Source organism: Paenibacillus sp. J2L1-98 (assembly GCF_056269405.1).
In genome coordinates this window covers 462049-487660 of sequence record NZ_JBWDNW010000001.1, presented here as the reverse complement: position 1 = coordinate 487660, position 25612 = coordinate 462049, and the positions used below count along the sequence as shown (strand labels likewise).

21 protein-coding genes are annotated in these 25612 nt (G+C 49.6%); all 21 read left to right on the top strand.

Annotated features, from left to right (window positions below):
- The first annotated feature begins 108 nt into the window (after positions 1-108).
- The gene (locus AC0YNZ_RS02340) at positions 109-1110 is read left to right on the top strand and encodes a ketopantoate reductase family protein (protein ID WP_475825084.1); all 1002 of its coding nucleotides are present in this window, start codon (positions 109-111) and stop codon (positions 1108-1110) included.
- Positions 1111-1116: 6 nt separating this feature from the next.
- The gene (locus AC0YNZ_RS02335; RefSeq protein WP_475825083.1) at positions 1117-1512 is read left to right on the top strand and encodes a DUF3397 domain-containing protein; all 396 of its coding nucleotides are present in this window, start codon (positions 1117-1119) and stop codon (positions 1510-1512) included.
- Between the two features lie 149 nt (positions 1513-1661).
- Positions 1662-3302 carry a bacillithiol biosynthesis cysteine-adding enzyme BshC gene (bshC, locus tag AC0YNZ_RS02330; RefSeq protein ID WP_475825082.1) on the top strand — a complete coding sequence of 547 codons (1641 nt, stop codon included), beginning with the start codon at positions 1662-1664 and terminating at the stop codon, positions 3300-3302.
- 19 nt (positions 3303-3321) lie between these two features.
- Positions 3322-4587, top strand: a complete 1266-nt coding sequence (locus tag AC0YNZ_RS02325; RefSeq protein WP_110769227.1) for an adenosylhomocysteinase — start codon at positions 3322-3324, stop codon at positions 4585-4587.
- 100 nt (positions 4588-4687) lie between these two features.
- Positions 4688-5689: a DUF4349 domain-containing protein gene (locus AC0YNZ_RS02320; RefSeq protein ID WP_475825081.1), complete on the top strand. Its 1002-nt coding sequence runs from the start codon at positions 4688-4690 to the stop codon at positions 5687-5689.
- Positions 5690-5825: 136 nt separating this feature from the next.
- Positions 5826-6263 carry a division/cell wall cluster transcriptional repressor MraZ gene (mraZ, locus tag AC0YNZ_RS02315; RefSeq protein WP_110769225.1) on the top strand — a complete coding sequence of 146 codons (438 nt, stop codon included), beginning with the start codon at positions 5826-5828 and terminating at the stop codon, positions 6261-6263.
- A 30-nt stretch (positions 6264-6293) separates the two neighbouring features.
- Positions 6294-7244 carry a 16S rRNA (cytosine(1402)-N(4))-methyltransferase RsmH gene (gene rsmH, locus AC0YNZ_RS02310; protein WP_475825080.1) on the top strand — a complete coding sequence of 317 codons (951 nt, stop codon included), beginning with the start codon at positions 6294-6296 and terminating at the stop codon, positions 7242-7244.
- A 23-nt stretch (positions 7245-7267) separates the two neighbouring features.
- Positions 7268-7660 carry a cell division protein FtsL gene (gene ftsL / locus AC0YNZ_RS02305; protein ID WP_475825488.1) on the top strand — a complete coding sequence of 131 codons (393 nt, stop codon included), beginning with the start codon at positions 7268-7270 and terminating at the stop codon, positions 7658-7660.
- Between the two features lie 11 nt (positions 7661-7671).
- Positions 7672-9972: a penicillin-binding transpeptidase domain-containing protein gene (locus tag AC0YNZ_RS02300; protein WP_475825079.1), complete on the top strand. Its 2301-nt coding sequence runs from the start codon at positions 7672-7674 to the stop codon at positions 9970-9972.
- 141 nt (positions 9973-10113) lie between these two features.
- Positions 10114-12054, top strand: a complete 1941-nt coding sequence (locus tag AC0YNZ_RS02295) for a stage V sporulation protein D (protein ID WP_475825078.1) — start codon at positions 10114-10116, stop codon at positions 12052-12054.
- Between the two features lie 76 nt (positions 12055-12130).
- Positions 12131-13618 carry a UDP-N-acetylmuramoyl-L-alanyl-D-glutamate--2,6-diaminopimelate ligase gene (locus tag AC0YNZ_RS02290; RefSeq protein ID WP_475825077.1) on the top strand — a complete coding sequence of 496 codons (1488 nt, stop codon included), beginning with the start codon at positions 12131-12133 and terminating at the stop codon, positions 13616-13618.
- Entirely contained in the window at positions 13615-15030 is a 1416-nt protein-coding gene (locus tag AC0YNZ_RS02285) for a UDP-N-acetylmuramoyl-tripeptide--D-alanyl-D-alanine ligase (RefSeq protein WP_475825076.1), read from the top strand. Before AC0YNZ_RS02290 ends, AC0YNZ_RS02285 begins: the two co-directional genes overlap by 4 nt.
- A gap of 4 nt (positions 15031-15034) precedes the next feature.
- Positions 15035-15991 (top strand): phospho-N-acetylmuramoyl-pentapeptide-transferase, encoded by a 957-nt coding sequence (gene mraY / locus AC0YNZ_RS02280; protein WP_475825487.1) that lies wholly within the window; start codon positions 15035-15037, stop codon positions 15989-15991.
- Positions 15992-16072: 81 nt separating this feature from the next.
- Entirely contained in the window at positions 16073-17512 is a 1440-nt protein-coding gene (murD, locus tag AC0YNZ_RS02275; protein ID WP_475825075.1) for a UDP-N-acetylmuramoyl-L-alanine--D-glutamate ligase, read from the top strand.
- Positions 17513-17558: 46 nt separating this feature from the next.
- On the top strand, positions 17559-18656 hold the full coding sequence (gene spoVE, locus AC0YNZ_RS02270) for a stage V sporulation protein E (protein ID WP_110769216.1): 1098 nt from the start codon (positions 17559-17561) through the stop codon (positions 18654-18656).
- A gap of 9 nt (positions 18657-18665) precedes the next feature.
- Entirely contained in the window at positions 18666-19076 is a 411-nt protein-coding gene (locus AC0YNZ_RS02265; protein WP_475825486.1) for a glycosyltransferase, read from the top strand.
- Positions 19077-19088: 12 nt separating this feature from the next.
- Positions 19089-19994, top strand: coding sequence for a UDP-N-acetylmuramate dehydrogenase (gene murB, locus AC0YNZ_RS02260; protein WP_110769214.1), 906 nt, complete (start codon positions 19089-19091; stop codon positions 19992-19994).
- Positions 19995-20009: 15 nt separating this feature from the next.
- Positions 20010-21278, top strand: a complete 1269-nt coding sequence (murA, locus tag AC0YNZ_RS02255) for a UDP-N-acetylglucosamine 1-carboxyvinyltransferase (protein ID WP_475825074.1) — start codon at positions 20010-20012, stop codon at positions 21276-21278.
- A gap of 111 nt (positions 21279-21389) precedes the next feature.
- Positions 21390-22160, top strand: coding sequence for a cell division protein FtsQ/DivIB (locus AC0YNZ_RS02250; protein ID WP_475825073.1), 771 nt, complete (start codon positions 21390-21392; stop codon positions 22158-22160).
- A gap of 222 nt (positions 22161-22382) precedes the next feature.
- The gene (gene ftsA, locus AC0YNZ_RS02245; RefSeq protein WP_110769211.1) at positions 22383-23624 is read left to right on the top strand and encodes a cell division protein FtsA; all 1242 of its coding nucleotides are present in this window, start codon (positions 22383-22385) and stop codon (positions 23622-23624) included.
- A gap of 118 nt (positions 23625-23742) precedes the next feature.
- Positions 23743-24858, top strand: coding sequence for a cell division protein FtsZ (gene ftsZ / locus AC0YNZ_RS02240; RefSeq protein ID WP_475825072.1), 1116 nt, complete (start codon positions 23743-23745; stop codon positions 24856-24858).
- The last annotated feature ends 754 nt before the right edge of the window (positions 24859-25612 follow it).

Sequence of the window (25612 nt, the reverse complement as noted above, 5' to 3'; positions counted from 1 at the left end):
AAATGGCTGGCCTCTCTTTTTTTGCATCAGTTGCTTTATTTTCGGCAGATTTGATACGATAATGGCTAAATAACGGTGAGCAGCGGGTGTTCGGAAGGAGGATGCAAATTGCAAATCGATGTAGTAGGCGGAGGCTCAATTGGTCTGCTCTATGGGGCGAAGCTGGCGGAAGCGGGCGCCGATGTGACAATTTGGACGCGCAGCGAGGAACAGGCGGCGTTGCTTGAAGCTCAGGGGATTAGGCTGGTAGAGCTTGGAGGGACTGGCGAGCGGTTGATCCATGTGAGAAGCATATGGAGCGAACATTCATCGGATCAAAAGAGGTTAAGAAACAAAAATCTGCAGGAAGCGGGTTATCGCTGGGTGATGCTGACGGTTAAGCAGACCGATTTGAATGATCGGCTGCTAGCGAGACTCATTGCTATAACGTCTGGCCAAGGGGAAGGGCATACAGCGGTCGTCTGCTTACAGAATGGTACCGGTCACTTGGAACGCATTCATAACAGCCTTCCGAATTTGCCGCTGTTTGCCGCTGTGACGACCGAAGGGGCTAAGCGGCTCGATTCGCGTTCGGTTGAGCATACGGGCAAGGGACAGCTTTGGCTGGGAGAATGGACAGGAAATGGGCGTAAACAAGATCAATCTCTTGATATCCCGCAAAAAATGTTGGTTTCTATGCTGCAATCGGCAGGATTTACCTCTTATCTGTCGAATGACTTGGATAATCGAATTTTTAATAAATTACTTATTAATGCGGTTATCAATCCGTTAACGGCGATCTTTGATGTAGAGAACGGAGAGCTGCCTTCTCATCCCACCCGCTTAAAGCTGATGCAAGATTTATACGCGGAAACCGAGACGGTTCTCGTGAAGGCGGGAATGAGCATGCCGGAGGATGGTTTGCAGCTTATTCTCGATGTTTGCAAGCAAACCAGCCGTAATATTTCGTCGATGCTAAGTGATATTCGAGCAGGCAGGGCTACTGAAATTGACGCAATTAATGGCGGTGTTGCAAAGCTGGCCGAAAAACATGGGCTGCAAGCGCCGCTAAACCAAGCAATTACGGAACTAGTAAAAGCGCTGCATCCGATGCCGAATATGAGGGAGTGAAGGACGATGGAGATGATTTGGGAAAGCATCAAACATGCGTACGCTTTTTTGGCGGTTATTCCAATCATACCATTCGCAATCATATTATTCGGATACGGGGCGTTCATTCAGGACCGGAAGAAAGCGTTCCGGTTGGCCATGGATATTACGACAGCTTTATTAATTGGATGCGTAGCTGTATTGTTCGATAGTCTGTTCAGCAGCGATTTCGGTATATACGGTATCTTACTATTTATGCTGCTTGGCGGCGGACTGCTGGGGAATGCTCAATTCCGCAAGCGAGGCGCCATTGATGCCAAAAAGATTTTTCGAACGGTTTGGCGGCTTAGCTTTTTTACGATGAGCCTGCTGTATATCGTCTTTATGTGCATCGGCATTGGCAAGATGGTGCTGACCGCATAGCTTAAAATACAAATCATGAAACGCCTCCATAATTGAGAGGCGTTTTTATTTTGACGGACGGCTTCACCTTTGTGTACAATTATGTGGCTGGTTTTTATAAATGATTAGCCGCTTTTGCGGCTATAAAGCAGGAGGTTAATGGCTGCGCTATGAGAACAGAAACATATTCATTGGCAAGCGCTCAACCTCTGACAGAGGCTTATATACATCGGTCAGATGACCGCATTGATGCTTTGTACGGCTATCATGCGGGAGCGGAGCAGGATTGGGATAGACGGTTCAAGCGTTTGGCGCTTAGCGGCAATAAGAGAGCGGAAGGTGCCGAGGTTGCGCGCGTGCTCCGCACTTATAATGAAACGGCTGGCGCTGCTCCCGAAGTATTTGCATCCATTTCAGCGATAGCGGAAGGCGCTCCTGTCGTCGTAGGAGGTCAGCAGGCCGGCTTATGGACCGGGCCGCTGCTCGTCATACATAAAGCGGTATCGATCATCGGAGCTGCAAAGTCGGCCGGCGAGCAGCTTGGGCAAACGGTCGTGCCGGTTTTTTGGGTTGCCGGCGAGGATCATGATTGGGATGAAGCGAACCATGCTTACGTGCTTACTGCGGAGCAGGAGCTGCGCAAGTTATCGGCTGCACGGCCTGAAGGGGCCCGAACATCGGTAAGCCGCACGGTAATTACGGCTGAAAGGTGGGCGGAGCTGCTGGCTGAGCTGGAGCAAGCGCTGCCGCATTCCGAGTTTAAGCCTGTACTGCTCGGGGAATTGCGTCAAATGTCGGAGAAGGCGCATTCCTTATCTGATTTCTTCGCAATGATTTTAAGTCATTTATTTGGCAAGCAGGGGTTGGTGCTGCTCGATGCCGATCATGAGGACATACGCCGTCTAGAGTCTCCAATGTTCCGGAAGATGATCGAGAGGAACGATGATTTGGAGAAGGCGTATACAGCTTCAGCTGCGAAGGTGAAGGAGCTTGGTTACAGCCTTCAAGCGGATGTGACGCCTGGCAGCGCAAACCTCTTTCTCTTTCAAACGGCAAATGGCGATGAAAGAACGCTTCTGCACAAGAAGGACGGTTTGTTTCAAGACCGCAAAGGACAGGTGTCGCTGACGGAGGAACAACTGCTGCAGATCGCGGATGCACGGCCGCAGCAGCTAAGCAATAACGTCCTGACAAGGCCGCTCATGCAGGATTATTTGTTCCCTGTCCTTGCAACCGTGCTCGGTCCGGGCGAAATCGCTTATTGGGCGTTGACCGGAGAAGCTTTCCGCTCGCTTGGCATGGAAATGCCGATTATCGTGCCCCGTATGTCTTATACGTTAATCGAAGGTACTGTAGCCAAGCATATGGGCAAGTACGAGCTTTCCTTCGCGGATGTCATGGAGCGCTTCGAGGAGCGCAAGGGACAATGGCTGAAGGAGCAAGACGGGCTGTCCATCGAACAGCAATTTGCGGATGCGCGGCAGACGTTCGAACAGCTTTATAAACCGCTGCTTGAGCTAGCAGCGACGGTTCAGCCCTCGCTCTCTAAGCTGGGCGATACGAATCTGCAAAAAATTGTAGAACAAATCAATTACATGGGTTCGAAGACTGTTGATGCCTTCAATAAGCAATTCGAAGCGTCTACCCGTCAGCTTGACCGTATCCATCTTTCGATCAAGCCTCTCGGAAAGCCGCAAGAACGCGTGCTTAACATGACGGCATATTGGAACCGCTATAGCTTAAGCTGGCTGGAGAAGCTGCTTGAAGCGCCATACAGCCGCACGGGCGGACACGAAATCGTGTATTTATAAATAATAGGAGGTATATAGGATGAGTACAGCAGATAAAAGCATCGTAGCCGATATGTCGCTCGCGCCTGAAGGACATTTAAAGATTGATTGGGTAGCCGCGCATATGCCGGTTTTGAATACGATTCGTGCGCAATTCGAGAAGGAGCAGCCTTTTAAAGGGCTAAAGGTGACGATTGCCCTGCATTTGGAGGCGAAAACAGCCTATTTGGCGAAAGTTGTCAAAGCGGGCGGCGCAGAAGTAACGATTACGGGCAGCAACCCTTTATCGACGCAGGACGATGTATGTGCCGCGCTTGTGGAGGATGGCATAACTGTTTTTGCCAAATACAATCCAAGCCCGGAAGAATTTAAGGCGCTTAACGTAAAGGCGCTTGAGTGGAAGCCTGATCTTATGATAGATGATGGCGGAGATCTTGCGACGATTCTAAATTCGGAACATCCTGAGCTCGGCGAAAATCTGCGCGGCGGAGCGGAAGAAACGACAACCGGGATCATCAGATTGAAAGCGATGGAGAAAGACGGCTCCTTGAAATTCCCGATGGTAGCCGTTAATGATGCATATTGTAAGCATCTGTTCGATAACCGCTACGGTACGGGGCAATCCGTATGGGACGGTATTAACCGGACGACTAACCTGATGGTAGCCGGTAAAACGGTTGTCGTTGTCGGCTACGGCTGGTGCGGCAAAGGCGTTGCGATGCGCGCGAAGGGTCTCGGAGCTAATGTCGTAGTAACCGAAATCGATGCGATTAAAGCGGTAGAAGCCTATATGGACGGTTTTGCAGTTATGCCGATGATCGAGGCGGCTAAGATCGGAGAGTTTTTCGTGACCGTTACGGGCAACCGTGATGTTATCCGCAAAGAGCACTACGAGGTTATGAAAGACGGAGCGGTTATTTCCAACGCGGGGCACTTTGACGTTGAAGCGAATAAACCGGAGCTTGCTGCATTGTCGTCAAGCGTACGGACGGTAAGGCGCAACATCGAGGAGTATAAGCTGCAGGACGGACGCAGCATTTACTTGCTGGCAGAAGGACGTCTGGTCAACTTGGCAGCCGGTGACGGACATCCGGCGGAAATTATGGATATGACGTTCGCACTGCAAGCGGTGGCTTTAAAATACGTAAACGAGCAATACAAAGCGATAGGCGCTAAAGTCGTTAATGTGCCTTATGAGCTTGATGAACAGGTAGCGCGGCTTAAGCTGCAATCGCTTGGCTTCGGTATCGATAAGCTAACGGAGGAGCAAATTGCTTACCTGGACAGCTGGAAGGAAGCTGAATAAATTATTTGGAAAGCCGCGAGCTATCGCGGCTTTTTTTTGATTTGTAACCTTTGCTTCAAAGGCTGCGTCTATAGGTAAAAATAGTAAGGGGGGAATTGCATTGAATAAAAATAAAAAAGGACTATGCATGTGGGCTGTTATTGTTTTATTATTCGGGCTTTTGGCGGGCTGCTCATCGGCAAACGGGAATTCAGCAAACTCCAAGGGGGAGATGTCCGAGCAAACGGGATCATCGGAAGCAGGCAGCGCTGCAGGCGACATGATCTCCAGCGATAATGAAGCGGTGGAGGAGCCGGCAGCTGATGGGAGCGGTACGGAACCGACAAGCGGCGGAGGCTTCGCTTCCGGGACAGCTGCCGGCGCAGAAGGATTCAACCAAAAAATTATTTATACGGCGTCATTAAGCATGCAGGTGGATGAACTGGCATCCGCTGCGACTTCGCTGCGCAATGCGATTCATCAAAGCGGCGGCTATATTTTACAATTTCAAGATACGAGGCATGAAGGAGAAGTCGGCGCAAGCTACACGATCAAGGTGCCGGCTGACGGCTTTATGTCATTCATCGATCGTATTGAGCAAATTAAACATCGTGATTTCGAACGGAATATCGGAGGCAAAGACGTATCCGAGGAATACGTTGATCTCGAATCGCGGCTGAAAGCGAAACAGCTCGTGGAAACAAGGCTGCTGGCGATGATGGATAAGGCCGTGCGGGCCGATGATTTACTGAAGTTTTCGCAGCAGCTCTCGGAGGTGCAGGAGGAAATCGAGCGAATCAAAGGACGAATTCGATATTTGGATAACAACGTTTCCTTCTCTACAGTAGAGCTGCGCCTATATCAAACAGATCAGGCATTAAAAAATACAAGCTTGGAAAATCCGCATTTGGGCGGCAGGATGTCAGATGCTTTAGCAGCCAGCACGAAGGTCGTGTGGGAAGCTTTCAACCTCGTACTCGTTGTTTTGGCGGGCGCAGCGCCTGTTGCAGCGGTGCTTGCCGTCATTGCAATTCCTGCTGTCTGGTTATCCCGGCGGAGGAAGAAAGGGAAAGCTTTGAATAGGGTCGAGTCTAGTGATGAAGAGCAGCCGCCCATCCTTTAATCTTTAACACTATGAAATATTTTTGAAAAATCCTGCTCATGGAGCAGGATTTTTATTTTAGGTGGCGAACTACTGTATCTTAGTGGGGGAAAGTGGGGAGAAGTGGAGGATAGAGGGGAAGAGGTGGGGCGAAGTCATGTTTATGGGCGAATTTCAACATAGCATTGATGAGAAAGGCCGCATCATCATTCCTTCGAAATTCCGTGATTCACTCGGAGCCTCGTTTATTGCTACCCGCGGTTTGGATAATTGCTTATTCGTATATCCCATGAGTGAATGGAGCATTTTGGAGCAGAAGCTTAAATCGCTGCCGCTTATGAAATCAGACGCACGGGCATTTACCCGGTTTTTCTTTTCCGGAGCTACCGAATGTGAGCTTGATAAACAGGGAAGGGTAAACATACCCGGCCATCTTCGCGATTATGCGAAGCTCGATAAAGATTGCATGGTGCTTGGCGTCTCCAGCCGCGTTGAAATTTGGAGCAAGCAGACATGGGATGGCTACTACGAGCAATCGGAGCAAACTTTTAACGAGATCGCAGAGAAGCTCGTCGATTTCGATTTCAACTTCTAGAATGGACAACAAGAATGGGAGGGCTGAGGCGTGTTTCAGCATATTACAGTGCTTTTGGAAGAAGCGGTTGACGGTTTGGCTATAAAGCCAGACGGCATCTACGTCGATTGTACGCTTGGGGGAGCGGGCCATAGCGAGCTTATTGCATCCCGACTAGGCGAAGGAGGGCGGTTAATCGCATTCGATCAGGATGACTGGGCGCTGGATAACGCTCGTGTTAGGCTTGCTCCTTATTTGGATAAAGTAACGCTGGTAAGAAGCAATTTCCGTGATTTGGAGCAGGAGCTTAGAGGCTGCGGCGTTCCCATGCTGGAAGGCGTCCCTCAGGTAGACGGCATTTTGTTCGATCTAGGGGTGTCAAGCCCGCAATTAGACGAAGCGGAGCGAGGCTTCAGCTACAATCATGATGCTCCGCTTGATATGCGCATGGATCGGGAAGGTGATTTAACTGCACATGAAATCGTCAATACGTGGGATGAGCGTGATATTTCCCGGATATTGGATCGTTATGGGGAAGAGAAATTTGCCCGTTCAATTGCCAGGAACATTGTGAAGGCACGAGAAAAGGCGCCGATCGAGAAAACCGGCGAGCTGGCTGAGCTGATCAAGCTGTCGATTCCAGCCGCAACAAGACGTACCGGCGGACATCCTGCCAAACGCTCCTTTCAAGCGCTTCGTATAGCGGTGAACGATGAGCTGGGAGCAGAGGAAGAGGCGCTGGAGCAGACGATTCGCTGCTTGAAGCCTGGCGGGCGCGCATCCGTCATTACGTTTCATTCGCTTGAGGATCGCATTTGCAAGCAAATATTTGCGAAGTTTGTGGAGAAATGCACATGTCCGCCTGATTTTCCGTTATGCGTATGCGGAAATAACGGTTCGGTGAAATTAGTTAACCGCAAGCCAATCGTACCTTCCGAGAGAGAGCTGGAGCTCAATCCGCGCGCAAGGTCGGCAAAGCTTAGAGTAGCAGAAAAATTGTAAGAGGGGGATTTGAATTGGCGTATGTGAATGGCAATTTAGCGCTGCAGCCCAAGCGGAAGCAGGATCAGAAAACGGTTATCAAAGAAACGAAGCGACTCGTAAAGACTCGCAAATCATTACCGGTTCAAGAAAAGTTATTGTATATGTTCACAGTATTAATGTGCGTTGTAGTCGCTGGTGTCATTATTTTCCGCTACGCGCAAATCTATGATATGAACCTCCAAATCAAGAAGCTAAACAGCGAATACCAGACGATGAATATCGAATTGGAAGATTTAAAGAAACAGGTCGAGATGCTCAGCGATCCTGAACGCATCCGGAGGCTTGCCGAGACTCAAGGAATGGTTAGCTCCCTTGAGGGCGGTATAACGGTAAATACCGGTGATGACGAGATAAAATCGGCAATGCGTGAATAGGGTGAGCGATGATGAAAAAAAGAATTAGATTACGGACACTGTTGTTTGGAGGGGTAATGACCCTCCTTTTTCTCATTTTAATAAGCAGAATCTATATTGTGCAGGTGGTTGAAGGCGCCAAATGGTATGATCTTGCGAAGACGAGATGGTCCGCGGCCGAGGAGCTTGTAGCTAGGCGCGGGACAATTGCCGATCGCGACGGGAATGTGCTGGCGATGGATACGATCGCTTATAATGTTTCCGTTAATCCGAAAGTGATCCATGATGAGGACCTTACAGAAGATATTATCGATGGCCTGCATGATATACTAGGCATCTCGAAAGAAGAGCTTCGAAAAAATGTAAACGCCAAAAAAGAAGACGGAACTTATGTCGTTCACCGGGAGGTGCGTAACGGAGGCTGGCAAATTGATAAAACGCTGGCAGATAAAATTAGAAAGTTCCGTGAAGAGTTATCCAAAGAGAAGAAGGTGACTGATGTTGGTATCGATTTGGCGGAAAATTTGAAGCGTTTTTATCCCAGAAAATCATTAGCTTCTCAGCTGGTGGGATATTTGAATAGAGACGGCGCAGCAATGACGGGCGTTGAAGCTTTTTTCAACGAGCAGCTAAGCGGTGAAAACGGCTATATCAAGTATGAGAAGGACGGAAAGCGGGTTCAGCTTGCGGAGGGCGAAGTGGAATTTAAGCCCGCAAAGGATGGCCAAGAGATTAAACTGACCATCGATAGCGATATTCAAAATTACGTAGAAGAAGCGCTGCAGGAAATCGTGAAAAAGTATGCGCCGAAGAGCGCGACTGCTATTGCCGCCGATCCCAATACGATGGAGATTTTGGCGATGGCCAACACACCGCAATACAATCCCAATGAATATTGGAAAAACAATTCGAACTCCTATAATCATGCGATTAAATCATTGTACGAGCCAGGATCAACCTTCAAAATCGTAACGTTGGCAGCGGCAGTTGAAGAAGGGGTCTTTAATCCGGATGAAAGGTATAAATCAGGCCAAATCAAAATTAAAGGTGTGCCGAAGCCCATTCGTGATATTAAGCGCGAGGGCTGGGGAACGATCTCATTCTTGGATGGTCTGAAATATTCGAGCAACGTTGCTTTCGTTAAGCTTGGATACGAGCGATTGGGAGAAGAAAAGCTTAGAGACTACATTACGAATTTCGGCTTCGGACAAAAGACGGGCATACAGCTCGGAAATGAGCTTACGGGCTCCATTCGCTTTCAGTACGCAAGCGAAGTAGCGAACGCAACATTCGGCCAAGGGGTTTCGGTTACGCCTATTCAACAGGTCGCGGCTGTCGCGGCTGTTGCGAACGGCGGGAAGCTGCTGCAGCCGCAAATCGTGAAAAGTATGACGGACCCGGCAACCAAAACGACAAAGACATTCGAGCCGAAGGTGATCCGTCAGGTTATCTCTGAGAAAACATCCCGTCAAGTGGGCGAATATTTGGAGCAGGTTGTATCCGATCAGGAGAAGGGTACCGGTAAAAATGCGTATATCGAAGGCTACCGTGTAGCGGGGAAAACGGGGACAGCTCAAAAGGTTGTAGGAAATTCTTACTCCGATTCGAAATTCGTCGTTTCCTTTATCGGTTACGCGCCGGTTGATAATCCGAAAATCGTCGTGTATATCGTTGTTGATGAACCGAATGACTCCCTGGTCGGGGGAGGAACGGTAGCTGCCCCGGCGTTCAAGCAAATCGTGTTGAAGAGCTTGCGCAAAATGGGAGTAGCGCCTAACTATGCAACAGACTCGAAAAACGTGAAGAAGGAAGTAACGATGACGGTTCCTAAATTAACGGAGCTGCAGGTTGCGCAGGCCAAAGCGGAATTAAAAGCGAAGGCGATGACATTTGAATTGGTCGGAAACGGCAAAACGGTATTGCAGCAAATTCCTGCGGCCGACTCATCCGTACATCCAACGCAGAAGATTTACTTGATTACAGAGCAGCGGGAAAAACTGACCATACCAGATTTGAAAGGCGTATCGCTCCGGGATGCGCTCGAAATAACTTCGCTGATCGGCATTCGTCTCATTCCCGAGGGACAAGGCTTTGTCGTATCCCAGAAGGAAGAGACGTTAAACAACGTTAGAGTGTTAAAAGTCGTGCTTGCACCGCCGCATGGCGCAGCAGCTCAGACGGATGAGGCTGATGGCTCAGATTCCGAAGAGGCGGTCAAGAAAGAGGAGGCCGCCGCCCCAGGCGGTTCAGCACAGAGTAAGGAGCAGGCGTCTAAAGGTAATGAAGCGGCCAATACCGATGCTGGTGATAGCGGCAATGCCTCCGTCCGCTGAGTAAGACAAGAGAATGGTTCTGATCATACAGGCAGCTGCCTTTGTTTAAAGCTTGTTCTATCGTCCGCTTGTCCCGAATAATCTGGGAATGAGCGTCATCGAACGCTCCTTTTGAAACGGTCAAGCGGAGGGGAACAAGCTATGAAAGTATCCAATGTAACGGTCAGGCGACGTTTATTTATCGTACTTATATTGGCTGGGGTATCATTCCTTGCCTTAATTATCAGGCTTAGCTATGTGCAGCTGTGGCAGGGCGAAGAGCTGGCGGGTAAAGCGGAAAATTCCTGGCGGCGCGATATTCCGTATGTGGCGAAGCGGGGCGAGATTGTGGATCGCAACGGCATACCGCTGGCATACAACGTAAGTTCTCCTACTGTCTATGCGATTCCGGTGCAGATAAAAGATCAGCATGCCGTGGCGTCTGCGCTGGCTCCGCTGCTCGACATGTCGCAGGAAACGCTGTATAACAAAATTAAAACCAAACAAATGATCGTTAAGCTTGGACCCGGCGGCCGCAAAATTACGATCGATAAGGCCGAGCAAATTCGTGCGCTTGGACTTCCCGGAATCGTTGTGGCTGAAGACAATAAACGCTTTTATCCTTTCGGCAGCCTGGCGGCGCATGTGCTTGGCTTTACCGGAATCGACAATCAGGGCTTAACGGGCATAGAAGCAAAATATAATAAGGAGCTTAGCGGTATCGGCGGCAGCGTGTCCTTTCTCTCCGATGCCGCGGGAAGGACAATGCCTAATTCCTCGGATACTTATGTTGAACCGAAGGACGGGCTTACGATGCAGCTTACGATCGATAAGCAAATACAGACGGTTATGGAGCGAGAGCTTGATCAGGCGATGACGAAGCTGCAGCCGGATGGTATAATCGCGATTGCGATGGATCCGAATAACGGAGAAATTCTTGGTATGGCGAGCCGTCCTACTTTTGAGCCTGACAAGTATCGCGAGGTGCCCACAGAGGTTTATAACCGGAATCTTCCGATCTGGATGACATACGAGCCGGGTTCTACTTTTAAGATCATTACGCTTGCTGCCGCTTTGGAGGAAAAGAAGGTTGATTTGAAAAACGAGCGTTTCTTTGATCCGGGCGCGATAGAGGTTGGAGGGGCTAGGCTTCGCTGCTGGAAGAAGGGCGGACACGGCAGCCAGACATTTTTGGAGGTTGTTGAAAATTCCTGCAACCCCGGTTTTGTCACGCTTGGTCAGCGGCTGGGCAAGGAAAAGCTGTTCAATTACATTAAAAACTTTGGCTTTGGCACGAAGACCGGCATCGATATTGGCGGCGAGGAGAACGGAATCCTGTTCAAGCTGAATCAGGTCGGTCCCGTAGAGCTCGCTACAACAGCCTTTGGTCAAGGGGTATCGGTTACGCCCATTCAGCAAATTACGGCAGTGTCCGCGGCAATTAACGGCGGTACGCTTTACAAGCCCCATGTTGCGAAAGCATGGATTAATCCGGATACCGGAGCGACTGTAGAGTCCGTAGAGCCCGTTGTCGTGCGTAAGGTCATTTCTGACGAAACGTCGAAGCAGGTGCGGGAAGCGCTTGAGAGCGTTGTAGCGAAAGGTACAGGCCGCAATGCATTCATCGACGGCTACCGCGTGGGCGGTAAGACGGGGACCGCGCAGAAGGTTATTAACGGACGTTATTCACCAAATGAACATATTGTTTCGTTTATCGGCTTTGCTCCGGCGGATGATCCGCAAATCGTCATTTATGTAGCCGTGGACAATCCGCAGGGGATTCAGTTCGGAGGTGTCGTCGCGGCGCCTATCGTCCGCAATATTATGGAGGACGCACTCTCGATCTTGGAAGTTCCAGCTCGCGAGAAACAGATCGACCGGATTTATAAGTACGGAGAAACGCCAATCGTAACCGTACCGAATTTGGTTGGCAAAACGGTATCGGATTTGTACGAGGATTTGAATATGAATTTCAACCTCACTTCTGCCGGTTCGGGAAAAACAGTCATACGCCAAGCTCCGGCCGCCGGGACCCGTGTCGACCGGGGTTCGACGATTCGGATCTATTTGGGCGAAGAAGATAATATATCCCACTCACATTGACTATAATGGTAGTTAACGAGGGTGCTGCGGGCGGCATATCGAACCTCCGACGGCGCTTAAGGGAGGAGTGGGGCAGATGCGTTTAAAGGATGTTGCGGAGCTGCTTATAACCGGGCGGCTTATAGGCGATGGGGAAACGGAATTGACCGGAGTCGAAACTGATTCGCGAAGTATTAGCGAGGGTCAATTGTTTATCTGCTTGCGAGGACATACCGTGGATGGTCATTTGTTTGCGCCTCAAGCGGCCGCAGCCGGCGCTGCAGCACTGATTGTGGAACGGGAGCTTGATCTGCCGCTGCCGCAAATTATGGTTAAGGATTGCCGCCTTGCAATGGCTGTTATTGCTAACCTTTTCTATGGCTATCCAAGTCATTCGTTAAAACTTATTGGGGTTACGGGTACGAACGGCAAGACAACTACGACGTATTTGATTGAGCAAATTTTGAATGATCAAAGTATGTCTGCGGGTGTTATCGGCACAATTGAACGGCGTTTTAACGGACAGTCATTTCCGATGACGAGCACAACCCCGCAAACGCTTCAGCTGCAGCGTTATCTCGGGGAGATGCGCGATGCAGGCTCGCAGTATTGTGCGATCGAAGTTTCCTCCCACGCGCTGGAGCAAGGGAGGGTGAAGGGCTGCCGCTTCCGGACGGCTGTGTTTACGAATTTAACGCAGGATCATTTGGATTACCATGAAACGATGAGCCGTTATGCTGCGGTAAAGGGATTGTTCTTCTCAAGGCTCGGTAATGTTTATTCCGCCGAGGAGAGCGAGCGCTCCTATGCCGTTCTAAATGCGGATGACGCCATATCGGCCGAGTACGCAAATTTAACGGCGGCGGAGGTCGTGACCTACGGCATCGATAAGGAGGCGGATGTCCGCGCCTCGAATATACGTATAACGGCACAGGGAACAACCTTTCATGTAAATACCTTCCGCGGAGAGGCGGACGTAACGCTGCAAATGGTAGGCAAGTTCAATGTGTATAATGCGCTTGCCGCAATTAGCACCGTGTTAATCGAGGGAGTAGGGCTGGCGGCAATAACTTCGAGTTTAAGCGCCATTCCTGGAGTCCCCGGGCGGGTCGAGGCCGTTCATGCCGGGCAGGCATTCGCCGTTATCGTCGACTATGCCCATACGCCCGACGGCTTGGAGAATGTGCTGCGGGCCGTCCGGCAGTTCGCCGAGAAACGTATTCTGTGCGTATTTGGCTGCGGAGGCGATCGAGATCGGTCGAAGCGTCCGCTTATGGGAAACATCGCTGTAAAGTATGCTGATTACGCCATCATTACCTCGGATAATCCTCGTACAGAGCCGCCGGAGTTAATATTAAAGGATATCGAGGATGGACTTATAAAGAGCAATATCGATCCTTCATCATATGAATTACTTGCTGACCGCAAGGCGGCAATTCAAAAAGCGGTTGAAATGGCAAGCCCAGGCGATGTAGTATTGATTGCGGGGAAAGGTCATGAAACCTACCAGGATATTAACGGAGTCAAGTATCCATTTGACGATCGAAAAGTAGCGAAAGAAGCGATAAGGGGAATCATACATTGATTAAACGTACGATCAAGCAAATAGCCGAAATGAGCGGCGCGAAATGGAATGGAAGCAATACTGAGCTTATTATTACGGGCGTAACGACTGACTCGCGGCAAGCTGCAGCGGGCCAGTTGTTCGTTCCGCTCGTCGGCGAGCAGTTCGACGGGCATGCGTATTTGGAGCAGGCTGTACAGAATGGAGCGGTTGCCGCGCTTTGGCAGAAAGGGCGCGAGGTTCCTGAATCGCTTGCCCGTGTGCCGCTGCTCATCGTAGGCGATACTCTCGCAGCCTTGCAGCGGCTGGCTGCCGCCTACCGCAGCGAACTTGTCGTCCGCGTGGTCGGAATAACAGGCAGCAACGGCAAAACAACGACTAAAGACATGACAGCAGCTATTCTCGGAACCTCGTATAAGGTTCACAAAACAGAAGGCAACCTGAACAATCATATCGGCTTGCCGCTGACCGTGCTTCAGCTTGAAGAGGACACCGAGGTAGCCGTACTGGAGATGGGAATGAGCGGCTTCGGCGAAATCGAACTGCTCACGAAGATTGCCCAGCCGGACGCTGCGATTATTACGAATGTCGGCGATGCGCATCTGCTGCAGCTCGGCTCCAGGGCAGGGATTGCAAAGGCAAAGCTGGAAATCGCACTCGGCTTAAGCGAGGATGGATTGCTGCTTTATAATGGCGACGAACCGCTTCTCGATACCGAACTTAAGCGTTCCGTGCTCCCAGCGGGCATTGTTTGCCGAACCTTTGGATTAGCCGGGCATAACGAATGGTCGGCGGCCGATATCGTCATTGAATCGGAAGCCGCGACGTTTACGGCCATCTTTAACGGTACACCAAGCGGACTAGGTTCCATACGCATTCCGGTTCCCGGGCAGCATAATGTAAGCAATGCGCTTGCAGCCATTGCGATCGGCCGTTTCTTCGGAGTTCCTGCTGCAAAAATTATAGAAGGCTTAAGCAACCTGAAGCTTACAGGTATGCGTATTCAGCCGGTACGCGCTTTTAACGGCGCGATGCTGTTAAATGACGCTTATAACGCCAATCCTACAGCCGTACGCGCGGCGATTGATCTGGTAGAGCAATTGGATGGCTATACCCGCAAATGGATTGTGCTTGGCGATATGCTCGAGCTCGGACCGGAGGAGGAGACGCTGCATTTCGAGGTCGGGGCTTACATTACGCCAAGCAAGGCGGATGCCGTCCTTACGTTCGGACCATTAGCGCAGCATATCGCACAGGGAGTGAAGTCGCGCTTCCCTAGTGCTGCCGCGAATGAGGTTGTTCACCATTTTGAAGAGAAAGAAAAGCTTGCACAGTGGCTGCGCAGTCATCTTCAGCCGACGGATATCGTGCTTATAAAAGGTTCTCGCGGTATGCGGATGGAACAGATTGTCCAAGCTTTGGAAGTGGGGTGAGGATATGGACATGATGGTCATCTTATTTTCGATAGGCGCTTCCTTCTTGCTAGCTGTTCTGCTCGGACCATTGTTCATTCCGCTGCTTCGCCGCTTGAAGTTCGGTCAGCAAATCCGCACGGAGGGTCCGCAAAGCCATCTGAAAAAAAGCGGTACTCCAACAATGGGCGGCATCATTATTATGTTCGCTCTTATGATCGCTTTCCTGAAGTTTTCGGATAAAACAGCGGAATTTTGGGTGCTGCTAACGGCATCGCTTGGTTTCGGGCTAGTCGGTTTTTTGGACGATTATATTAAAATTGTTTTCAAAAGGTCGCTTGGCCTGACTGCCAGACAAAAGCTGTTCGGTCAGCTGCTGTTTTCCATTGTCGTGTGCGCGATGCTATACAACATGCACCACAGTACTGAAATTACAGTGCCTGGTACAGGTTGGGGCTTTGATCTAGGCTGGTTTTATTACCCTTTTGTCGTTATTATAATGTTCGCAGCGAGCAACTCGATTAATTTTACCGATGGGCTAGACGGCCTGTTAGCAGGCACGAGCGCGATTGCGTTTGGCGCATTCACCGTAGTTGCGCTGCAGACATCGGCTCATGAATCGGCGGTTTTCTCCGCTGCGATGGTCGGCGCAGTACTGGGCTTTCTCGTATTTAACGCGCATCCTGCCAAGGTGTTCATGGGAGACATGGGCTCGCTCGGAATTGGAGGCGGGATTGCAGCGGTGGCCATTTTGACGAAGACGGAGCTGCTGCTCATTATCATTGGCGGTGTTTTTGTACTCGAAATGCTGTCGGTTATTTTACAGGTTGGCTCCTTCAAGCTTAGAGGCAAACGAATTTTCAAGATGAGTCCGATCCATCATCATTTCGAGCTGGTCGGCTGGTCCGAATGGAAGGTCGTTACCGTGTTTTGGCTTGTTGGATTAGTGCTTGCAGCAATTGGGCTGCTCTTTGTAATATAATTAATTGAGAGAAAAATAACGGAAAGCGGCTGCCGATTGATTTGGAGCCGCTTTATGTATCCATAGAAGGGACTGTCAGAAATGAATCATCCGGCATCTTATCAAGGCCGCCGAGTTGTCGTTTTGGGCTTGGCTAGAAGTGGGGTTAGCGTAGCGAAGGTGTTTCATCAATTAGGCGCAGAAGTCGTTGTGAACGATAAGAAGGATCGCGAATTATGCCCCGAAGCGGACGAACTGACTGCTTTGGGCATTTCTGTGCTATGCGGTTATCATCCAGACGATCTCATAACAGAGGACACGGCGCTGCTGATTAAAAATCCCGGCATACCGTACACAGCTCCTCCTATTCAGCGGGCGGAGGAATTAGGCGTTGAAATCATTACAGAGGTAGAAGCAGCCTACTGGCTTTCTCCTGCCCCTATCATCGGCATAACAGGCTCAAACGGCAAGACGACGACGACGACCTGGATCGGGGAGATCTTAAACGCAGCCGGTTTAAAGCCGATCGTTGCGGGAAATATCGGCCGTCCTCTCTGTGAAGCAGCATTGGAGGCAGCGCCTGACCAATGGATCGTTGCCGAGCTCAGCAGCTTCCAGTTGAAAGGTACGAGCGCATTCCGGCCTCATATCGCTCTGCTGCTTAACATCGCGGAGACGCATTTGGATTATCATGGCGATATGGATGACTATGTCAATTCCAAAGCAAAGCTGTTTGACAACCAGACGGAGGAAGATGTTGCTGTCATCAATTGGGATGACCCGGAGTGCAGAGCGTTATCGGAGTTTTTGGTCGCACAGCTGCTGCCGTTCTCTCTTTATGAGCGATTGGAGGCAGGTATTTACATTGAACCGCCGTATGCGCGAGATACCGTTGATTCTCAGGAGCATGAAGCGGCGCTGAATAGACAAATCGTGTTCCGTCAGACGGATGGCAAGGAAATTGTGATTTTACCTGTCTCTGAACTTGGTATTCCAGGCCGCCATAACGCTGCCAACGCGCTTGCTGCCATTGCGGCGTGTTTAGCTGCCGGTGCATCGCTAGAGCAGCTCATAGAGCCCTTGCAGCAGTTTAGAGGGGTAGAACACCGGCTGGAGTTCGTTCGTGAGGTAAACGGAGTCAAATATTACAATGATTCCAAAGCGACTAATCCGGTTGCGACCACGATGTCCGTACGCTCGTTAAACGCGCCGATCGTACTCGTAGCGGGAGGACTCGACCGTGGTTCCGATTATATGGAGCTGGTTCCATTATTCCGCGAGCGATTGAAAGGACTGGTCGCTTTAGGCGAAACGAGGGAAAAGCTGTCCCGCGTTGCCGAGCTAGCAGGTTTAGCTAAGGTGGAAATCGTCGAACCTAATGAGGACGCCGAGTCCGTCCTGCAGCAAGCGGTGAAGCAAGCCGCAGCTATCGCAGAGCCAGGTGATATTGTGCTGTTGTCGCCGGCATGCGCCAGCTGGGATATGTTTGCCTCATATGAGCAAAGAGGGCGCATTTTTAAAGATTCGGCGCATACCTTGTAAGTAGGGGGCATGTCCCTACTTTCCCATGCTAAGAGGTGTGTTCGCTATGGCCAAAGCGCGTTCTGCCCCGGATATTTGGATGCTGACTGCAATTGGGCTCATTCTCTCTATCGGATTAATTATGGTTTACAGCGCCAGCGCAGTGCTTGCTTTTCATGAATTCGGCGATCGTTTTTATTTTGTGAAGCGTCAGGTTTTATTTGCCGGATTAGGTGTGGGTGCGTTACTATTTACAATGAACACGCACTATACCGTATGGAAAAAGTGGGCGCCGATGGCTTTGATGGTTTGCTTTGGGCTGCTTTTGCTCGTTTTGATTCCCGGTATCGGCGTCGTTCGCGGAGGCGCGCGCAGCTGGCTGGGCATTAGTTCTTTCGGTATTCAGCCATCGGAATTTATGAAGCTGGCGATGATATTATTTTTAGCGAAATGGCTTTCGGAGAAGCAGCAGACGATTACGCAGTTTACAAAGGGGCTTATGCCGCCGCTTGGACTGGTTGGACTAGCCTTTGGTCTTATTATGCTCCAGCCTGATCTTGGAACCGGAGCGGTTATGGTGGGCGCTTCCTTAATACTTATTTTCACGGCAGGCGCCAGAATGGCTCATTTGGGCGGATTGGCGCTTATCGGTGTTGCAGGCTTCGTGGGCCTGATCATAGCGGCGCCATACCGCTTGAAGCGGATTACGAATTTTCTTGATCCGTGGGCGGATCCGCTTGGCGGTGGCTATCAAATTATTCAATCCTTGTATGCGATCGGGCCCGGCGGTCTAGTAGGACTTGGTCTTGGCATGAGCCGTCAGAAGTTCAGCTATTTGCCTGAACCTCAGACTGACTTTATTTTCTCGATATTATCGGAAGAGCTGGGCTTCATTGGCGGAGTCACTCTCATTTTATTATTTCTAGTAGTCGTCTGGCGGGGCGTACGTGCGGCCATTGCCTCTCCTGATACATTCGGAAGCTTGCTGGCAGTTGGCATCACAGGGATTGTCGGCGTACAGGTGCTGATCAATATCGGCGTCGTAATCGGCATGATGCCGGTAACGGGCATTACCTTGCCGCTCGTCAGTTACGGAGGCTCATCCCTTACGCTTCTACTAACGGCTCTAGGAATTTTATTGAACATTTCCCGTTATTCGAGGTAAGTATCATACCTGGCCCAAATAACCGTCGGCAGCGATGACGAACCTGACTTTACATCGAATAGAACAAGCGGCCACGGCTGGAAGAAGCTGCGGTTAACGCTTTACCTGAATAAAACGGCTGAGGTGCTGGAGGCTGCAACGATCGTTGTAAGCGGCAAAGCGCCTACCTTTGCGGAAACGACGGCGTCTCGCTTGCCGTCTATTCTTATTCCTCCGCCCAAACATAACGACAATCGATCAGTGAGCGGGCAACTCGCTGTGGGCCTCTGTCACACAAGAGCCTATAGAGGCATAAGATACACTAAATTCGTGACAGTCACCCGAAAGGAGCGGTTAATGCAGCAGAAAATCCTGGCGGCAATGCGTGAATGGTTGCAGCTTGGAATGGCGAATCGTTTTTATAATCATTTAATCAGCTAGGAGGTTCAACTAATGGAAGCATTTAAAGCGGAATTGGAACAAGCCAATCTTGGCGAGGTTTTGTATAACGAACCGCTCTCGAACTATACGACGTGGAAAATCGGCGGTCCCGCCGATATATTAATCCTCCCTCGCAGCAAAGAAGAATTAGTATCAGCGGTTCGTTTGGTGCAAAAACATCAAATCCCCTGGACTAATTTGGGCAGAGGCTCGAACATGTTGGTGAGTGATAAGGGGATTCGCGGCGTTGTGATTAAACCGCACAGAGGGTTAGATTACGTGCGTTTTGAAGAATCGCTAGTGATAGCAGGTGCTTCATATTCATTAATAAAGCTATCAGTCATGGCGGGCAAGGAAGGGCTGACCGGGCTTGAGTTTGCGGGGGGAATCCCAGGCACGGTCGGCGGAGCCGTCTATATGAATGCTGGCGCGCATGGATCGGATGTGTCACGTATCTTTAAGTCAGCTGATATTGTACTGGAGACGGGAGAATTGGTTCGCTACGATCGAGAAGACATGCATTTTTCTTACCGTCATTCCATTCTGCATGAGCAAAAGGGCGTTGTTGTTGAGGCAACTTTCGAGCTGGCAGAAGGGGATAAGAAGGAAATCCTCACCACGATGGCCTCTTACAAAGAGAGGAGATTGAGAACGCAGCCGCTGCAGCTTGCTTGCGCTGGCAGCGTATTCCGCAATCCGCCCAATGATTTTGCCGCTAGACTCATTCAAGAGGCAGGAATGAAGGGTGAACGCCTCGGAGGAGCGCAAGTATCCGAGCAGCACGCCAATTTTATCGTAAATACCGGGCAAGCAACAGCTGAAGACGTTCTCGCCCTCATGACTCATATACAAAGCACGGTTCAGGACCGTTTTGGCATCCTGTTGGTGCCGGAAGTATTGGTGGTGGGTGAGCGGTAATTCGGAGGTGATACATTGGACAAATTGGTGATTGAAGGTGGGAAACCTCTCTCAGGAACCATAGTTATCCAAGGAGCGAAAAATGCTGCTTTACCGATTCTGGCTGCCAGTCTGCTGGCCGAAGGCACTACAACGATAGACCATGTGCCAGATTTGCTGGATATCGACGTCATGCTGAACATTTTGCGCGAATTAGGATGCCGCGCCGAGCATGCGGGAGGAACAGTTGTGCTGGATACTGAAACTGCACATACATCCCATGTGCCGGAATTGTTAATGAGACAGATGCGCTCTTCTATTTTTCTAATGGGACCTTTGCTCGCGAGGTTTGGTGAAACGCAGGTTTACCAGCCGGGCGGTTGTGCAATCGGGGAACGGAAGATTGATCTTCATCTTGAAGGCTTGCAGGCTCTTGGTGCAGAAATAGAAGAACTGGGTAACCGAATTATTTGCCGTGCAGAAAAATTGCGGGGCGCCGATATTCATTTAAGCTTCCCAAGCGTTGGAGCAACAGAAAACATTATGATGGCCGCAGCTTTGGCGGAAGGCCGTTCAACGATCAGCAATGCGGCACGTGAGCCGGAAATTCAAGATTTGCAACGTTTTCTAAATGCGATGGGCGCGAAAATTATGGGCGCCGGAACCGACACGATAACGATAGATGGGGTACAGTCGCTAACGCCTTGTCGTTACAAGGTTATTCCGGATCGCATCGTAGCAGGGACTATTATGGTAGCGGCAGCCGCGACGCGCGGTCAGGTGACGCTCCAAAATACACAGCCCGCGCACTTATCCTCCTTGATTCATGTTCTGCGTCGCGCAGGTGTTCAAATTGTTGTCGACGGTGATATAATTAAAGTTGGCAGTGCTACCCGGCCGAAAGCGGTTGAAAGAATCGTAACCTCTCCATACCCGGCTTTCCCGACCGATTTGCAGTCTCAGGTTATGGTGCTGCTTACGCTTGCAGATGGTGTGAGCGTATTGAAAGAAACGATATTTGAAGGCAGATTGAAGCACGTGGATGAGTTGACCCGTATGGGTGCCGACATTCGCGTGGATATGAATGCTGCGTTCATTCGCGGCGTGCCAAGGCTTTATGGTGCAACGGTGGAAGCGACAGACCTGCGAGCGGGTGCTGCCCTTGTCATTGCTGGTTTAGCAGCGCAAGGAAAGACGGTCGTTGAGCAAATTCATCACATCGATCGGGGCTACGAGAAAATCGAAACGATGTTGACGAGGCTTGGTGCCCGGATTTCGCGATATTCACCAGTGCCTAATAACTAATTCTATGCGCATGTGCTGCAAGATAGAAACAGCCGGTTCCCTATTGATGCTAAGCGTAGGCTGATGCAGAGAGGCTAGCCGGATGTTTTTTGGGGAAAGAAGGGACAAGTTATGAGCGCGCAGATGCCTGTACTGAAGGAGCCAAGCCGAAAGCGGATGGGCAGTCGAAAGCTGCTGACCATACTCATTCTATTGTTTGTTGCTCTTTTGGCGGTATTATTTTTTAATTCCTCAATAAGCAAGGTTTCAGAAATACAAATTGAAGGTATGCGATTCGTTTCACGGGAGGAAATTGGCAAGACAGCTGCGATCTTGGTCGGAGATGCATTCTTCCGTACTTCATCCTCTACTATAGAAGATAGAATTCTTACGCTGCCGCAAATTAATGAAGTGAAGGTGACAAAGATTTTTCCGGGCCTCTTAAAAATTTCAGTGGAGGAGTTTCCGGTTGTTGCATTCGAGCTTTCTAAGCAAGGAGAAATGACAGCGCTCTTGTCAAATGGCACTACGGTGGAAGCCGATAGCGACGAATTGCAGCTTGTGGACAAGCCGGTTTTGTCCGGGTGGGCTGACGATGACCCGGTAAAGGCACAGCTCACGAAGAAGCTGGGTGAAATTTCCACGAAGCAGCTTTCCGACCTGTCAGAGATTATACCTTTTCCTTCATCCGCTTATCCTGACCGAATCATTATGTATACACGAACGAAGTTTGAAGTCGTAACGGCCGTCTCTGTTCTTCCAGAAAAAATCGAGGCGCTGAATGCCGTAATTGAGACGCAAGAGCCAGGCAAAATTACGATGTTGCTCGCGGATACATATGTTCCTTTTCAGAGTGAAATCCCAGAAAATATGGACGCAGGGCAAAAAGAGACTACTCAATAGCTTGAAAGAATGGTAGAATTTTATTTATCGCATTTATACTTGATGAAGCTGGATAACATTAGGAAATATAGGTTGCCGCAAGAGGCGGGACTCGACACAAATCGAAAAAACAATGAAAAATCTGTTGAAAAAAGAGGGAAAATATTAAAGGCGTTGAATATGTAGAAAGACCTAAAGCAACCGGTTTATTAATTTTTTTATTTGAAACGGAGGTGCCGCAAGATGAGCAGCAACGACATCATCGTGAGTTTGGACATCGGTACATCCAAAGTTCGTGCTATTATTGGTGAAGTGAATAATGGAGCCATTAATATTATTGGAGTTGGATCTGCCGACTCAGAGGGTATTCGCAAAGGTGCAATTGTAGATATTGACCAAACCGTGCAATCGATCCGTAACGCAGTAGAGCATGCGGAGCGCATGGTAGGCATTCAAATATCCGACGTTTACGTAGGCATTCAGGGCAATCATATTGCTTTGCAAACCAATCGTGGCGTCGTTGCAGTATCCAACGAGGACCGTGAAATCGGTGAAGAAGATATTGAACGTGTATTGCAAGCAGCTAAAGTAGTCGCTCTCCCACCAGAGCGTGAAATTATTAATTTGGTGCCAAAGCAGTATTTAGTTGATGGTTTGGAAGGTATTTCCGATCCGCGCGGTATGATTGGTGTGCGTCTTGAGGTTGAGGCGACAATCGTTACGGGGACAAAAACTGCTATACATAATCTGATGCGTTGTGTAGAGAAAGCAGGTCTTCGTATTTCCGGCGTCATTTTGCTATCGTTAGCGTCTGGCGTTGTGTCGCTGACTAAGGATGAGAAATCGATGGGTACTGTTCTAACGGACATCGGAGCCGGCTCCTGCACGATTGCGATTTATGATCAAGGCGGAATAGAGGCTATATCAACGCTTCCAATCGGCGGCGAATATGTAACGAATGACATTGCATATGGTTTGCGTACTCAAAGCGATCAAGCGGAGAAAATTAAACTGAAATACGGATGCGCGAACGTATTGGACGCGGCGGAAGATGTGAAGTTTAAAGTTACGCGAATGGGCAGCAATGTTGAGAAGGAATTTTCACAGGTTGATCTTGCAAGCATTATTGAGCCGCGTATGCAAGAAATTTTCCATCTGGTTCGCCAAGAAGTACGTCGACTCGGCTATGGCGAGAAGGTTAACGGCTATGTTTTGACCGGCGGTTCCGTATCGATGCCAGGAACACTCGCTTTGGCCCAAACAGAGTTGGAAGCTTCCGTCAGAATTGCGCTGCCCGATTATATTGGTGTAAGAGATCCGGCTTACAGCAGCGGTGTTGGCATGATCCAATACGTGTCGAAATATATGGGAGCTCGTGGATCTGGAGCAGTGAAGAAAACGGCAAGCCGCAAAGCAAGTCCAGCAGCTTCAACGAAACCCGGTATGTTCGAGCGGATCAAAAGTATGTTTAACGAATTTATTTGAAAATATAAGATAATATAAGTCTCACCTCAACGCGATGCTTATATTTTACCGCGAAACGTTGCTGTTACGTCTCATGGATGCAATCAGCAGTTTACGCTTGACTGGGGGAAAATGAAAGATGTTGGAATTCGACTTTGAGCTTGAACAGCTTGCTCAAATAAAAGTAATAGGTGTGGGCGGTGGCGGCAGTAATGCTGTTAACCGTATGATAGAGAACGGAGTCAAAGGCGTAGAGTTTATTACGGTGAACACCGACGCTCAAGCGCTTCATTTGGCTAAATCGGAGCATAAACTGCAAATCGGCGATAAGCTGACCCGCGGTCTTGGTGCTGGAGCTAATCCAGATGTCGGCAGCAAGGCTGCCGAGGAGTCTCGCGAAATTATTATGAATCAGCTTAAAGGCTCGGATATGGTTTTCGTTACGGCGGGCATGGGTGGCGGAACGGGAACAGGAGCAGCTCCAGTTATCGCTGAAATTGCAAGGGAATGCGGCGCATTGACAGTTGGGGTTGTAACGCGTCCGTTTACCTTTGAAGGCCGTAAGCGTTCTGGACAAGCCGAGCTTGGCATCGAAGCGCTCAAAGAAAAAGTAGATACGCTAATCGTCATTCCAAATGACCGTTTGCTTGAGATCGTTGATAAGAAGACACCTATGCTGGAAGCATTCCGCGAGGCGGATAACGTGCTTCGCCAAGCGGTCCAAGGTATTTCTGATCTAATCGCTGTACCGGGTCTGATCAATCTCGACTTTGCAGATGTGAAAACGATTATGACCGAACGCGGATCCGCACTGATGGGTATCGGTATTGCTACAGGTGAGAATCGTGCCGCTGAAGCAGCGCGGAAAGCGATTATGAGCCCGCTGCTTGAAACGTCAATTGACGGCGCTAGAGGCGTTATTATGAACATTACAGGCGGAAGCAACCTATCGCTTTATGAAGTGAATGAAGCGGCTGAAATCGTCATTTCAGCTTCTGATCCGGATGTAAACATGATCTTTGGTGCTATTATCGATGAAGATCTGAAGGACGAAATTAAAGTAACCGTTATTGCGACGGGCTTCGAGCATAAATCAGCAGCAGCACGCCGTATTTCGCAACAACAGCCGGAAGCGACTGATACAAGACAATTGGGAAGCACAAATCCGGTTAAGCCTTTTGGTTCTAGCAATGCATCAAGCGATCAGCTTGAAATTCCAGCTTTCCTTCGTAATCGTCCGCGTGGCGACCGATAAATCTTTTTCTAATCCCGCCTCACCAGTCAATTGGTGAGGTTTTTTTGTTTGAGGAGCTGTAAGCACGCATAAGTGCTTAACAGCGTCAAATTAGACTGAGTATGCTGCATGTAAGCACCGGTGTGTGCTTACAGAGCGGGATCAGAGTATGAGCAAGGCATATATATCGCTATAAGCACGCATAGGTGCTTACAGCGTCAAATTAGCCTGCGTAAGCTGCCTGTAAGGTTGCTGGAGGAGCTGCTCACACATTCGCGGCTTCTCTTTTATGTCGTCATAGGAAAAACGTAATATTTTCCAACCGTCCAGCTCATGAAAGGCCGGATACCAAACCTTCTCTAAAAACAGTTTTTCGGCATGTGCGTGTCTTTGCTCCAGCCTTCGTCTTCTCTTACCCTTTTACGTTTCTTCAGATGCATCTCCAGCCGATTTTCGTAAGACGCTTGAAACGACAATGAATCAACCTCCCCCGGAAAATAAAAAAAACCGCATACTACGGGTAAATACGAACCCGAGTAAGCGGTGTGCTTCACAGCTTTACATATATATTCGTATCATACTAGTTTTCCAATTGACGGGCAAGGAGCAAACTACGGAACAGACACGACAAGAAGTCTACAGCCTAAATAGCGGTAAAAGGCTAGGCGGTTTTTATACTCCTGCTCGACAAAAAAAGATACCTCATGCCGTCATGAATAGACAGACTTTGAAATAGGATTTTAATATACTAGTCTCAATCGTTCCCCCGGGTGCC